Source organism: Nonomuraea sp. NPDC052634 (assembly GCF_040678535.1).
GTDB lineage: Bacteria > Actinomycetota > Actinomycetes > Streptosporangiales > Streptosporangiaceae > Nonomuraea > Nonomuraea fastidiosa.
The window spans coordinates 57313-70737 of sequence record NZ_JBFATY010000003.1 but is presented as its reverse complement, the minus strand read 5'-3'; the positions used below and the strand labels follow the sequence as shown (position 1 = coordinate 70737).

The window sequence follows — 13425 nt, the reverse complement described above, 5'->3', positions numbered from 1 at the left end:
GTCCCGGGAGCACCGTCGCCTCGCGTCCCGGGAGCGCCGTCGGCCGGGAGGAGCGTCGGCCGGGAGCGCCGTCGCCGCGCTCAGATCTGCCGCCGTGCCAGGCGCGCGAACAGTCCCTGCTCATCGGCCAGCAGCTCGTCGTAGGTGCCCTGCTGGACCACGCGGCCGCCGTCGAGCACGAGGATCTTGTCGGCGTCCCTGATCGTGGACAACCGGTGGGCGATGACCACGCGGGTGGCGTTGAGCCTGCGGGTGCTCTCGGCGATGACGTTCTGTGCCGGGTTGTCGAGCGCGCTGGTGGCCTCGTCGAAGAAGACGATGCGCGGACGTGAGACCAGCGCCCTGGCGATCATGATGCGCTGCCGCTGCCCGCCCGAGAGCGTGTGGGTGCCCTCCGACAGCACGGTGTGCATGCCCATCGGCATGGCCGAGATGTCGGCGTCGATGCCGGCCATCGCGGCGGCCTCCCAGGCGTCGTCGATGGTGTGGCCGGTGCTGCCGACGATGTTCTGCCTGATGTCGCCGGCGAGCAGCGCGCCGTTCTGCAGCACCACTCCGCACTGCCGGCGCACCGCGCCGAGGTCCAGCTCGGCCAGGTCCTGGCCGTCGTACATGACGCTGCCCGAGTCCGGCTGCTCGAAGCCGAGCAGCAGGCGCAGGATCGTGGACTTGCCGCTGCCCGTCGGGCCGACGATCGCGACGAACTCGCCGGGCTCGATCGACAGGTCCACGTCGATGAGCGCCCTCGGGCCGTCGGCCCCGTAGCGGAAGGAGACCTTGGACATCGTGATGCGGCCCGACAGCTCGCCGGGGTCGGCCTTGCCCGCGTGGTCCTCGGGCTCGACCTCCAGCACGGGTGCCAGTTTCTCCATCATCGGCACGATGCTCATGGCGGTGATGGCCGCGCCGGTGAACTGCAGCACCGAGGCGATGAGCAGGTTGAAGGCGGTGAAGAAGGCGAGGAACGCGGCGATCGGCAGCTCCCCGCGCAGCGGCCCCGCCGCCACCGCGAAGATCACGAACGAGCAGACGAGCGGGAAGCCCGCGTTGAAGGTGGTCACCAGGTTCTGCAGCCGCCTGGCCTTGGCCGAGGTGGCCCTGGCCTTCATGAAGTCGCGGTTCCACACCGAGAACGCCTGGTCCTCGGCGGCGGCCACGCGCAGCTTGGGCACCGCCGACAGCAGCTGGAACACCCGCGACGACAGCCGCTGCTCCTGCTCGTACAGGCGGCGCTGGAGGCGTACCTCGAAGAATCCGGCGACCGCGCACACCAGGATGCCGATCAGCACCAGCAGGGTCGCGAGCAGGGCCAGCCGGACGTCGTAGACGTAGACGAGGACGAGGTTGGCCAGGCCGCCGAACAGCCCCAGCGTGGCCGTCGTCATCACGCCGGAGAGCATCTCCTGCGCCGCGCTCACGCCGAGCACGGTCGTGCCCAGCTCGCCGGTGGAGTAGCGGCCGAAGAACGTGACGGGCAACGACAGCAGCCGCGTCCACGCGCCCGCCTGCACGCGCGCGGAGGCGCGGCCCTCGATGCGCAGCGCGGCCACGTTCTGCACGATCGACAGCGCGGCCGCCACGAAGGCGCCGCCGATCACCAGCGCCGCACCCTGCACGATGAGGTCGCGCTCGGCGCGCGCCACGAACGTGCCCAGCACCAGCCCGGTCATCGCGGGCACGAGCAGCCCGATGACGGCCACGAGCGTGCCGAGCGAGGCGAGCACGAACAGGTCGCGGCCGTTGCGCGCGAGCCCGAAGCGCAGCAGCCCGGCGACCGTGCGGACGTCGGGCGGCAGCGGCTCGTACAGCACGTCGGCCTTGTTGGCCAGGGTGGCCGCCACCGCCCTGGTGACGGGCGTGACCCGGCTCTGCCCCGGCTGGGCGAGCACATAGCGCGAGCCGATCGGCAGCAGCGCCACGGGGGTGTCATCCTCGCGCAGATAGCCGACCATGGGGCCGATGTCCCGCTTCCACCAGCCGTCGTCCAGCCGGACGGAGCGCGTGCGCACCCCGGAGGCCAGGGCGATCGCCTGGAGCGAGTCGACGTCCCTGCCTCCGCCGGGCGGCGGCGCGACCACGCTGAAGCCGCCGTGCGAGGCCACCAGCCTGGCGGCGGCCAGCATCGGCGGGTCCGCGGTGACGTCGGCCAGGCGTACCCGGGCCTCGGTGTCGCGGACGAGCGTGTCGAAGCCGCGCCGCGCCGCCACGGCGACGCCCGACTCGCGCTCCTTCCTGCGTTCGAGCGAGCGCAGCTCGTGGGCGCGCTGCCGCTCGACGCGGCGGTCCACGGTGTAGAGGAAGCGGATGGCGTGCTCGACCCAGCGGCTCCACAGCGTCTCGTCCGCCAGCAGCTGCCAGGTCGAGCGGGCGCGCAGCCGGGCCTGCGCGGTGGCGACCACCCAGTCCCGCTCGGTCACCGCGAGTTCGGCCCCCGCCGTCAGCACGCCGGCGACGCCGTCGGGCATCTCGACCGCGCCCTCCTCGACGGTGAGCCACTGCACGCCGTCCACGGACCTGGCGGCGCGGCCGCGGTCCAGCTCGGTGACCGCGTCGGAGGCCAGCGGGACGAACTCGCGCGGCGGCAGCCCGTCGCGCAGCGCCGTGGCCAGCGACACCATGCCGGCCTCCACGCCGCGGACGAGCTGCTTGACGGCCAGCCCGTAGCCGGTGGTGGACATGGTGGCCGAGCGCCCGGCGCCGGCCAGCTCGCGCAGCCTGGCCAGCGGCACGCGGGAGACGCGCGAGCCGAGCACGGGACGCCCGACGATGCCGTGCCGGGGCCCGCGCGGGGCGCCCGGCAGCAGCGTGCCCTCGCGGACCCGGCACAGGTAGTTCCAGCGGCCGACGGGGCGGCCGTTGTCCAGGCGTACCGCGAACAGGTCCACCTCGCCCCGCTCGACCAGCAGCACCTCGCGCACGCCCGACATGACGAACAGGTTGTCGGCGGAGTAGTCCACCGGCGTAGCCGCGTCGGTGAAGAACGGCGAGAACGCCGAGAGCATCGGGGTCGTCACGTTCCCTCCCCGTTCCTGCGCGAGCTTCTCAGCAGCTCGGCGTAGTGACCGTCCAGCGCCAGCAGCTCGGCGTGCCGGCCGCGCTCGACCACCTCGCCGCGGTCGAGCACGATGATCTCGTCGGCGTCGCGCACCGTGGACAGCCGGTGGGCGATGATCAGGCAGCCACAGCCGCGTCTGCGCAGGTTGTCGGCGATGACCCGCTCGGTCTCCGGGTCGAGCGCGCTGGTCGCCTCGTCGAGTATCAGCAGGGTCGGCCTGATGGACAGCGCCCTGGCCAGCTCCAGGCGCTGCCGCTGGCCGCCGCTGAAGTTGCGCCCGCCCTCCAGCACGCCGCTGTTGAGTCCGCCCGGCCTGGTGGCGATGAGGTCGAACAGCGCGGCGTCGCGCAGCGCGGAGACCACCACCTCGTCGGGCAGGTCCTCGCTCCACAGCGTGAGGTTGTCGCGCACGGTGCCCTCGAACAGCGTGATGTCCTGGTCCACGTACGCGACCGACGCGGCCACCACCTCCCTGGGCAGCTCCTCCCTGGGCAGCCCGTCGAGCAGCACCCGCCCCGACGTGGGCACGTACAGGCCGGCGGCGAGCTTGCCCGCCGTCGACTTGCCGCTGCCGGAGTTGCCGACGATCGCGAGCCTGCGCCCCGGCACCAGCGTGAACGACAGGTCCTTGATGACGGGGTCGGCCGTCGCGCTGTAGCTGAAGGTGACCCGGTCGAACTCCAGCCGCCCGTCAAGCCGGCCCTCGGCGCGCTGCCGTACGGGCGCGTGCCGCTCGAAGACCCTGGCCACCGGGTACTTCTCGACGTCGTAGAGCCGGCAGACGTCGGCGGAGATGTCCTGGAGCTGCCCGCCCAGGTTGGTGAGCTGCGTGACGGGCCTGGACAGCGAGCTGAGCAGCGTCTGGAAGGCCACCAGCATGCCGACGCTGATCACGCCGTCGACCACGCGCAGCCCGCCGATCAGCAGGATGAGCCCGCTGTTGACGCCGGCGAGCAGCGGCGGCACGACGGTGAGCATGGCGGTGGTGACGCCCAGCCGCTGCTTGGCGGTGACCGCCTTGGCCAGGAAGCCCGACCAGCGCTGGAAGGCGGCGGGCTCGGCGCCGGTCGCCTTGACGGTCTCGATGAGCTGCAGGGTGTTGAACGTGGTGGAGGTCAGGTTGCCGAGGTCGGCGCGGAGCGCGGCCACCGCGTCCGTACGCGCCCTGGACACCTGGCGCAGCACCAGGATGTTGACCATCGCCATGCCCACCCCGACCAGGCCGAGCAGCAGGTCGTAGCGGATCAGCACGATGCCGTAGAAGAGCACCAGGACCAGGTTGACGAGGGTGATGGCGAGGTCGCGGGAGAGGATCTCGGCGACGGTGTCGTTGGCCTGCACGCGCTTGGCGACCTCGGCGGGGCGGCGCTGGAGGTAGAACTGCACGGGCAGCCGCAGCAGGTGCCGGAAGAAGCGGGCCGAGCTGACCAGCCCGAGCCGGATCTCCATGCGCAGCAGATAGTGCCTCTGCACCGAGGTCAGCACGAACACCGCGACCGCCGTGACCCCCACGCCGAACAGCAGCGGCACCAGGTAGCCGGGGTCGCGCCCGCTCAGCACCCGATCGATGAAGACCCGGCTGAAGGCGGGCCCGATGATGCCGGGTACGACCAGCAGCAGGCTGGCCAGCAGCACCAGCGGCAGGGCCCGCCCCGACGGCATGCGGCGGGCCAGCAGCGCCTGCCCGACCCTGGTGGGCCGGCCGCCCGGCCGGAAGTCGGGGCCGGGCTCGAAGGTGAGCACGACGCCGGTGAAGCCCGAGTCGAAGTCGTCCCAGTCGATCATGCGGGGGCCGTTGGCCGGGTCGTTGACCGCCACGGCCTTCCTGCCGAACCGGCTGCGCACGCCCTCCAGCACCATGAAGTGCTGGAACGCCCAGAACACGATGGCCGGACCGGTCAGCGTCCGCAGGTCCTCCGCCTCCATCTGAAAGCCCCTGGCGATGAGCCCGTACCGGCGGGCGGCGGCGATCACGCTGGAGGCCTTGGCGCCGTCGCGGGAGACGCCGCAGGCCGCACGGAGCTCCTCCAGCGGGACGAACTTGCCGTAGTAGCCGAGGATCATCGCCAGCGAGGCGGCCCCGCACTCCACCGCCTCCATCTGGATCACGGTCGGCGTGCGCCGCCGCCACCGCCACCGCCTGGCCGGCCGGGGCCGCGGCGTGCGCGGGGCGGCCGGCTGCCTGGCCTGCGCGGGAGCGCTCGTGGTCGTCACATCTCCCCCTCAGCGCCCGAGCAGCAGGTCGAACAGGGTCTGGCTGCCCAGGACGATCGCTCCGGCCACCGATACCTGCGACTGCAGGGGCACCGGCGGCCCGTCCTTGGTGGACCAGGCGTAGCCGGACGGCGTGGTCGGGTCGCGCTCCAGATCGACGATGACGAGCCGGGCGGGCGCGCCCTTGAGGTAGCCGCGGGCCGCCTCCACACCGCCCACCAGGTCGGCCGCCTGCTCCAGCATCACCGGGTACGCGCTGACGGAGTGAACCCGCCCGCGCAGCAGCCCGAACGCGCCCGGCGGCGCCGACGACACCGACAGGTCGACGGGCCGGCCCGGCACCACGCCCATCGCGCGGTCCACCGGCACGAACAGCATCGCCACCAGCCGGTCGTCGGGGGCGTCCGTGCGCTCGATGAGCAGCAGCTCCTCGCCCGGCGCGACCACGTGGCCGTCCACCGCGTTGAAGGCGACCACCCGCCCGGTGAACGGGCTGCGCACGATCCGCTCGCTCACCCGGCCCGTCCCGCCGTCGACGGCGATCACCGCGACCTCCTGGCCGCGCCGCACCGCGTCGTCGGGGCGGACCAGCATCGAGCGGACCGTGCCGCCGTACGGGCTCTGCAGCCGCGCGGTGCCCGCGGGATGGGTGAGCACGCCCGCAGCGGACACCGTCACCGGCAGCCGCCCCACGAAGAACCAGACGGCCGCCGCCGCCACGATGATGAGCACCACGAACGTGGCGATCCATCCGCGCGGCGAGGCCAGCAGCGTCGGCGAGTCGAGCTCGTCGGGCTCGCGCATCCGCTGCAGCGCCTTGAACCGGAACTTCATCGCTCTATCCCCGCCTGCTGCCGATCACCAGCTCGCCGACGCTGCCCTCGCTCAGGTAGCCGAGACCGCTGGCGCGCGCGAAGTCGCCGGCGTCGCCGCCGCCGAGCCCGCACACGGCCAAGTTCATCGCGGTGCCGACCAGGTAGATCGTCTGGTAGAGCACGCCCACGTGTTTGAGCACCAGCGGGTAGGCGATGGCCTCGTACTTCCACATGACCCGGCCGAAGCGGGCGGTGACGATGAGCAGCACCTGCGGGTCCTGTTCGAGCTGGGCCGCCGCCCTGGCCCGCTCCACCAGCACCCGCACCGCCGGCCCCGGCTCGGCCACCAGTTCCAGGGCGTGCCCCGCGGTGTCGTAGTGCCACAGACCCGGGTCGAGGCCGCGGCAGGAGACGACGAGCGGATAGACCTCCAGCTCGTGCACCGATCCACCGGAGGGATAGGGACGGTCGGCCAGCTCCTGGCCGTCGGGCGAGGCGAAGGCCGCGCGGCGCCGCATCGACCGGTAGAGCAGCTCGCCGAGCTGGTCGAGGGTGATGGGCGCGTCATGGTCGTGCTCGCGTATCGAGCGGCGGCGCTCCAGCGTCTCGTACAGGCCCCGGCCCGGCTCGTCCATGTCGGGGGCGGCCAGCTCGACCCGCTTGCCGCCGAAGGGGGCGGGGCTGGCGGGCAGGGGCTCGAAGCGGTCCTTGAACGGGTACGTGCCGCCGTACCTGTCGGTGAGCCGCGGCCCTCTGCTGTGGGCGTGCAGCCACAGGTCGCGCGGCTGCCACTGGGCCAGCTCCAGGTCGCCGTCCTCGGCCTCGGTGGTCAGCGCGTCGGCGGCGGCGAGGAAGCGCAGCAGCTCGCGGTCGCCCACCTCGGCCGGGGTGGTCCAGCCGGACAGCGCGCCCAGCAGACCGGCGGCGGCGGGCTCCAGCTCGACCACGGCGGGGCTGCGCGGGCTCCGCACGCACAGGACGCCGTCCTCCGCCGTGATCACGGCGAAGCGGGACAGCTTGATCCTGCTGCCGGGGCCGGGCGCGGCGGCGGGCTCGACGGGGCCGGCGCCCACGGGCCGCAGCCTGGCGCGCGGCGTGCCGTACTCCAGCATGCCGCCCATCGCCAGGCGGCGCAGCAGCAGGTTCCAGCGCAACAGCCCGGCCTCCCCCACGGTGGCCGCGAGCGCCGTCTCCGTCGCCTCGCCCGCCGCGAGCACGCGGAGCGCGGCCACCGTCTGCTCGGGCAGGTTCCGCAGTCCCAGCGAGCCGGCCGGCGAGGAGATGCGCACCTCGCCGTCCGACTCGGCCAGCGTCGCGTCGCGGCGCAATCGCCGTCTCGTCTCACTCACGCCGGGTTCCTCTCTCGTTCACTGCGGTGTCTCGGGGCCCGGGTCCGTCAGAAGAAGACGCTGACGGGGTTGAGCTCGTCCTCCGCGAGGGGCCTCGGGATCCAGCCGAGCGCGACCGGCACGTCGTACAGGCGGCCGGGGCCGAGCCGCCGCCAGAAGTGCCGCATGCCGGGCGCGATCACGCGGACGACGCTCAGCTCCAGGTCGGGCCGGCTCTGGTCGAGCACGATGACCTCCAGGCCGGCCGCGGCGGCCCGCTCCACGCAGGTCTCGACGTCGGCCGCCAGGTCCTCGCCGCCCGACGGGGGGTAGTCGGCGAGCGTGCGCGCCCCCTGCGCGGGATCGGGCACCAGCCATTGCTGCTCGGCCAGCTTCGTCTCCTTCCACCAGGCGAGCGTGGCGACGTCGTCGTCCAGGTAGAGCGTGTTGCCCTGCTCGTCGCGCCGCTCCACCGAGGGCAGGAACTGGTTGACCTCGGTCAGCGTCCTGATGGCGGCGATGCGCGGGTCGAGGTGCGCGCCGAAGCCGACGATGACGTCCTCGACCGGGTGGTTCCTGCGGTACGACACCCCCACGAACGCCGGGATGCCGAGGTCGGTGGTGATGTCGAGCAGCCAGATGTCGCGGTCCATGCCCTGGTAGAACTCGCGCACGGTGTCGACGTACGGGTCGTGCAGCGAGTCGAGGTCGAAGGCCGGCCGCCGGGCCCGGTTGTACCACCACAGCGCCACCGCGTCCCGCTCCACCAGCTCGCAGAAGCCCTGCAGGATGGCCTCCTCGACGGAGTTGCCCGACGCGTTGCCGTTGGAGTCGCCCACGCAGTAGAAGTGCCGCTCCAGGTCGGGGTGGCCGTACCAGGCGTAGCCCGAGGGCACCAGCCGCTCCCGCTCCTCGGTCAGCGACCAGGCCGACGACCAGTCCACCGGCAGGTCGGTGCGGAAGCGCTCGGGCACCAGGTGCAGGCGGTGCGCGGGGTCCTTGTTCCACTCCTCGCGGATGGCGTACTGGCGGTCGGAGAAGTGCAGCAGGCTCTCCGGGTGCACGGCCACGGCCGGGTCGAGGTCGGCGTAGGCGGCCTCGGTCACCGGCTCCTCGCCGCGCCACACGCCCGAGTAGCGCTCGATGGCCTCGCACAGGGCGCTCACCTTGGCCTGGACCTCGGTACGGCCCTTGCCGCCGCTCTGCCCGCGCAGGTTGCGGCGCAGCAGGTCCATGTTGTCGCCGATCATGGCGAAGTTGTGTCCCGCGGTGAAGCTGTAGGTGACGCCGTTGTCCTCGTCGGCGAACGTGTGCAACCTGGTCACCGCGCCGATGAGCGGGCTGATGTGCTTTTCGAGCCGTGCGTACGTACGCGCGGGCGGCTCGATCCGGTAGCCGCCGTCGGTGACGTGCCTGGCGTCGCGGGCCGAGAGCGTCACCTTGGGGCTGCGCTCGCTGATCAGCGTGGGGTCGCCGCAGGCCGGGCACTGCGGCAGCCGGATGACGGTGTGCTCGGTCACGCCCAGGGTGCGCAGGTCGATGGTGGTCATCTTGCCGTCGAGCCGGGATGCGGCGGCCGAGGGGTCGTCACGGCGGGCGGCGATCTTGGCGAGCTCCACCGCCAGCAGCCCGCCCGCCACCGAGGGGCCGGCCGGCACCGACTCGCGCACCGGGTGGTACGGCATGCCGCCGCCGCGCTTGCCCGCCAGATAGCGCTCGACCTGCCGGTTGCCGGCCAGCCGCTGCGCCAGGCAGGCCCAGCAGGCGGTCTGCCCAGGCCGCAGCACCGGACCGATCCACAGGGTGACGCCGTCCGGCTTGATCAGCGCCCACGGGTGCCCGGCGGCGAGGTAGGCGGCGTTGAGCCGGTCGAGCGCGGGGTCGAGGTAGTCGCCGGTGACGACGACCGCCATCGCGCCCGCGGGGCCCGCGGCCTCCTCCTCGACGGTCCGCGTACGCATGCGCAGCCCGTGCTCGCGCAGCATGGCACCGATCGGCCCGGGGTCGGCGCCCTCGGCGGCGACGACGACGAATTCGGTGCTTTCCAGCGCCGACCGTGCGCGCACCGGGTCGATTCCCTGCGCGTCCCAAAAGGCGAGGGTGTGCTCGGGCCATTCGGCCCGCCCGTCGGCGAGCACGCCGTAGGCGGCGAACTTGCGAATGGCCATGAGCGTCTGCATGAGCGGCAGCTCGTCGCTCAAGGCGGCGGCGATCTCCGCGACAGTATGCCGTCCGTCCAGGTAAGGCAGGACTTTTCCGGCCCCGGCGGCGGTCACCCGATAATGCTGGCCCTCGGCCAGGAGAAAGACCGTCGACCCGTCGAGTAACTGCGAAGTGAAATGCGCTTTGAGACGTGGGCGGTCCATGGCCCTCCCCGTTTTGGGTCCTCGTCGGTGCCGCCGTCCAACGGTGCCGGCGGTTGATCGCAGAGTCGCATCGGGCTCGCCGCCATGTAAAGACGTAATTCCGGCGTACGCATTTGGCTGCACAATGCGGTGAAATACGTATGTGAGCCGCCGAGAATGCGCATCCGGGCCGGCGCAGAGGAGGGCACCAGGACTGACCATGCCTTGTCACAATTGTCCGATTTGTCGGTCAACTATTGACAGCCGACCTGCCTTTGGCGGGATGATCCCTATGACAGTCCAGGGGGCCAAGGCTTGGGGAGTAGCAATGTCTTCCGGACAGACGCTGCTACACCGTGACACCGAACTCGCCGCAGTGCGCGAAGCGCTGTCCAGGATCCGATCCGGCAACCCGGCGGTGCTGCTGATCCAGGGGGCACGCGGGATCGGCAAGACCACGCTGCTCAACGCGGCGCTGTCCGCCCTGTCGGAGACCGGCGCGCTGCTGCTCATGGCCCGCGGCCACCCGGCCGAACGCGAGCACCACCTCGGCGTCGTACGCCAGCTCTTCGAGCCGCTCATGTCGCCGGGCCGCGCGCCGCCCACCGGCCTGCGACTGGACCAGGACCGCGCGGACGACCCCGTCACCCCCGACGTGCTGCACGGGCTCTACCGCGCCACCCGTGACTTCACCGGCGACCAGCCGCTGATCATCGCCGTCGACGACGTGCACCACGCCGACCAGCAGTCCGCCGAGTGGTGCTCCTACATCGCCAGGCGGCTCGACGGCCTGCCCATCGCGATGATCCTGACCAGCGACGAGCCCGGCGAGCCCGGCGGGAACGACCTGGCCAGAGACCTGGCGGCGCTGCCGTACATGCGGCTGCTGCGGCCCGCCCCGCTGACCCACCTGGCCGCGCGGCGGCTGCTCGCCGGCCAGCTCGGCACCGCCGAGCAGCAGGTGGAGGCCGAGGTCGCGCACGCCTGCCACCAGCTCACCCAGGGCAACCCCGCGCTGCTGCACGAGCTCGCCGCCAGGCTGGCCAGGACCGGCGTGCCGGCCACCCGCGACGAGCTGCCCCAGGTGCTGGACGCGGGCGCGGCGGCGATGACGCAGACCGTGCTCGGCTGGCTGACCGACAGCGACTCCGGCGCCGACGCCGACTGCGTCGCCCTGTTACGCAGCCTCGCCGTCGTGGCGCCCGACGACGGCCTGGAGATCGCCGCCATGCTGGCCGGCCAGGGCCAGGACGCCGCGCGGGTGGCCGCGGCACGGTTACGGCGGCTCGGGCTGGTCACCGGCGCGCCGCCCGACAGATTCGCACACCCCGGCATCCAGCAGACCGTGCTGGCCGGCATGGACCCGGCCGAGCGCGACGAGCTGCACCGCCGTACCGCTGCGCTGCTGCACCGGCTCGGCCGGCCGCTGCGCTGCTCGGCCCGGCACCTGATGTCGGCGGGCCCGACCGGCGACCCGCAGACCGTGACCGTGCTGCGCGAGGCCGCCGGCGAGGCCGGCAACGAGCACTCCTGGCAGGACGCCACCGGCTACCTGCACCGCGCGCTGGCCGAGACCGACGACCGCGAGACGGTGCTGGAGGTCACCGCCGAGCTGGGCGCGGTCGAGATGCACCGCAACCTGCCCGCCTGCCTGCGCCACCTGCGCACCGTCTACGGCCGGGTCAAGCGGGCGCCGCAGGCGCTGATGTCGATGACGCCGTTCGCCGACATCCTGGTCAGCGCCAACTCCGTCGAGGCGGGCGAGGTGATGGCCGAGGCCGCGGCCACGGCGGCGGCCACGCCGCACCTCGCGGGCGCCGACCTGGCCCTGCTGTTCGCCGCCCAGGCGCTGGTGTGGGGCCGCTCCGCGGGGCGGATCGGGGTGCGGCGGCTGAGCCGCTCGTTCGGCACCCTGCTCACCCCCGCCGCCAGGGAGTTCCTCAGCATCCTCGCGCTGGCCACCGGCGTACGCGGCCGCAACCTGCCGCGCATGCTCGCCCAGACCCGCCGCTGCCTGGACGGCCAGGGCGCGGTGCCGGTCACCGTCGTGCTGCCGCTCGTGTGGGGCGATCGCCTCGACGAGGCCTCCTATTGGGCGGAACGGCTGGTCGCCGAGACCAGGGACACCGGCTCGGCCACCCGCCTGGCCCTGACGCTGTCGGCCAGGGCCGAGGTGCGCTACCAGCTCGGCCGCCTGGACGCGGCGCTGCGCGACGCCAACGACGCGATCGCCAGCGCCCGCGAGGTCGAGGCGGAGGGCTTTCACGCCGTCGCCACCGCCTGTGCGGCCCGCATCATGGTCGAGCGGGGCGAGCTGGAGGCCGCCGAGTCCGCGCTGCGCTCGGTCAGGACGTACGGCGACTGGCATCCGCTCATCTCCGGCCACGTCCTGGACACGCTCGGGCGCGTGCACCTGTCGCACGGCCGGCCCCGCGACGGGCTGCTGACCCTGCTGGAGTGCGGGCGCCGCCTGACCGCCGCCGGCATCACGAACCCGGCCTGCGTGCCCTGGGGCCCGCACGCGATCCTCGCCTACGCCCTGTCCGGCGAGCGGTCGGCCGCCCGCATGATGGCCGAACGGGAGCTGGAGCTGGCGCGGGCTTGGGGCGCGCCCACCACGATCGCCCGCGCGCTGAGCGCGGGCAGCGTCGCCCACGAGGGCAGCACCCGGCTCGACATGCTGCACGAGGCGGTGGACCTGCTGGCCGACCGGGGCGCCCGGCTCGAACAGGCCAGGGCGATGGTCCGCCTCGGCATCGCCCAGCGCCAGGCGGGCGACTCCGGCAAGGCGCACGAGACGCTCGCCATGGCGCTGCGGCTGGCCACCGACTGCGGCGCGCTGCGCCTGGCCGCGCTCGCCGACAAGCACCGGGCGGCCACCGCGCCGCGCCGATCCGGCTCCCCCGCCGCCGGCCGCCACGGGCGCAACGGCCACCCGCTGACCGTGGGCGAGCGCCGGGTCACCGACCTGGTCCTGCGCGGAATGAGCAACATGGAGGTGGCGGCCACCCTGTCGATCAGCAAGCGCACCGTCGACACCCACCTGGCGCGGATCTACCGCAAGCTGGGCATCCACACCCGTGCCGAGCTGGCCGTCATCCTCACCGGTCTCGCCGACGACCACGACGAACCGCCGCCGGACGAACCGGTGCCCGCCGGGCTCCTGGAAGACCTCTGATCACCGCATCAGCTCGTACGCGGCGTACGCGACGACCCCGTACGCCATGTGCGGCACGATGTCGGAGATCCAGGAGGTCGCCGACCACTCGCGCGGGTCGGTGACGCCCAAGGCGGTCATCGGGCCGTTGGAGCCGGCCATGGCCAGCACCGTCAGCGCCGCCACCCCGACCGGGCACGGCAGGCGCCGCCTCCCGTCCAGCAGCCCGTAGCAGACGGCCGCGCCCGCGCCGGTGGCGTACCCGAGGAGCGCGCCGATCGCCTCCTGGCGGTTGCCCGCCCGCTCCTCGTCGCCCAGGCTCACGCCCGCCACCTCGGTCAGCCTGCGCGCGGTCTCCTTCGGTGTGCCGCTCGCGGGCCTCGCCCTGATGAGCATGTCGAGGTACGTGGCGAGGTTGAGCGCGCAGGTGCCGGCCGCGCCGGCGATCAGTCCTTTGACGAGTGTGTGCATGCCCCCGCAGCTACCCACCCTCCCGCCTCTCTTTCCCAGG

At 73.1% G+C, this 13425-nt stretch carries 7 protein-coding genes; 1 reads left to right on the top strand and 6 read right to left on the bottom strand.

Annotated elements, in window-relative coordinates; translation table 11 throughout:
* Window positions 1-80: 80 nt before the first annotated feature.
* Genes AB0K67_RS16305 through AB0K67_RS16285 form a run of 5 tightly spaced genes read right to left on the bottom strand, consistent with a single transcriptional unit; the run spans window position 81 to window position 9688 of the window.
* Window positions 81-3014: an NHLP bacteriocin export ABC transporter permease/ATPase subunit gene (locus AB0K67_RS16305; RefSeq protein WP_364059766.1), complete on the bottom strand. Its 2934-nt coding sequence runs from the start codon at window positions 3012-3014 to the stop codon at window positions 81-83.
* Entirely contained in the window at window positions 3011-5269 is a 2259-nt protein-coding gene (locus AB0K67_RS16300) for an NHLP family bacteriocin export ABC transporter peptidase/permease/ATPase subunit (RefSeq protein WP_364059763.1), read from the bottom strand. The genes AB0K67_RS16305 and AB0K67_RS16300 overlap by 4 nt, the downstream gene beginning before the upstream one ends.
* A gap of 9 nt (window positions 5270-5278) precedes the next feature.
* On the bottom strand, window positions 5279-6103 hold the full coding sequence (locus AB0K67_RS16295; protein WP_364059760.1) for an HlyD family efflux transporter periplasmic adaptor subunit: 825 nt from the start codon (window positions 6101-6103) through the stop codon (window positions 5279-5281).
* 4 nt (window positions 6104-6107) lie between these two features.
* Window positions 6108-7433 carry a SagB family peptide dehydrogenase gene (locus tag AB0K67_RS16290; RefSeq protein ID WP_364059757.1) on the bottom strand — a complete coding sequence of 442 codons (1326 nt, stop codon included), beginning with the start codon at window positions 7431-7433 and terminating at the stop codon, window positions 6108-6110.
* Window positions 7434-7480: 47 nt separating this feature from the next.
* Window positions 7481-9688 (bottom strand): TOMM precursor leader peptide-binding protein, encoded by a 2208-nt coding sequence (locus AB0K67_RS16285; protein ID WP_364059754.1) that lies wholly within the window; start codon window positions 9686-9688, stop codon window positions 7481-7483.
* A gap of 397 nt (window positions 9689-10085) precedes the next feature.
* Between AB0K67_RS16285 and AB0K67_RS16280 the strand changes: the two genes are divergently transcribed.
* Window positions 10086-12935: an AAA family ATPase gene (locus AB0K67_RS16280; protein ID WP_364059751.1), complete on the top strand. Its 2850-nt coding sequence runs from the start codon at window positions 10086-10088 to the stop codon at window positions 12933-12935.
* Here AB0K67_RS16280 and AB0K67_RS16275 read toward each other — a convergent pair whose 3' ends face one another.
* Window positions 12936-13385 (bottom strand): hypothetical protein, encoded by a 450-nt coding sequence (locus tag AB0K67_RS16275; RefSeq protein WP_364059748.1) that lies wholly within the window; start codon window positions 13383-13385, stop codon window positions 12936-12938.
* Window positions 13386-13425: the final 40 nt, after the last annotated feature.

Coding starts and splice junctions, on each gene's coding strand:
- AB0K67_RS16295 (WP_364059760.1), bottom strand. CDS start 6,103: ATGAAGTTCCGGTTCAAGGCGCTGCAGCGGATGCGCGAGCCCGACGAG.
- AB0K67_RS16280 (WP_364059751.1), top strand. CDS start 10,086: ATGTCTTCCGGACAGACGCTGCTACACCGTGACACCGAACTCGCCGCA.
- AB0K67_RS16275 (WP_364059748.1), bottom strand. CDS start 13,385: ATGCACACACTCGTCAAAGGACTGATCGCCGGCGCGGCCGGCACCTGC.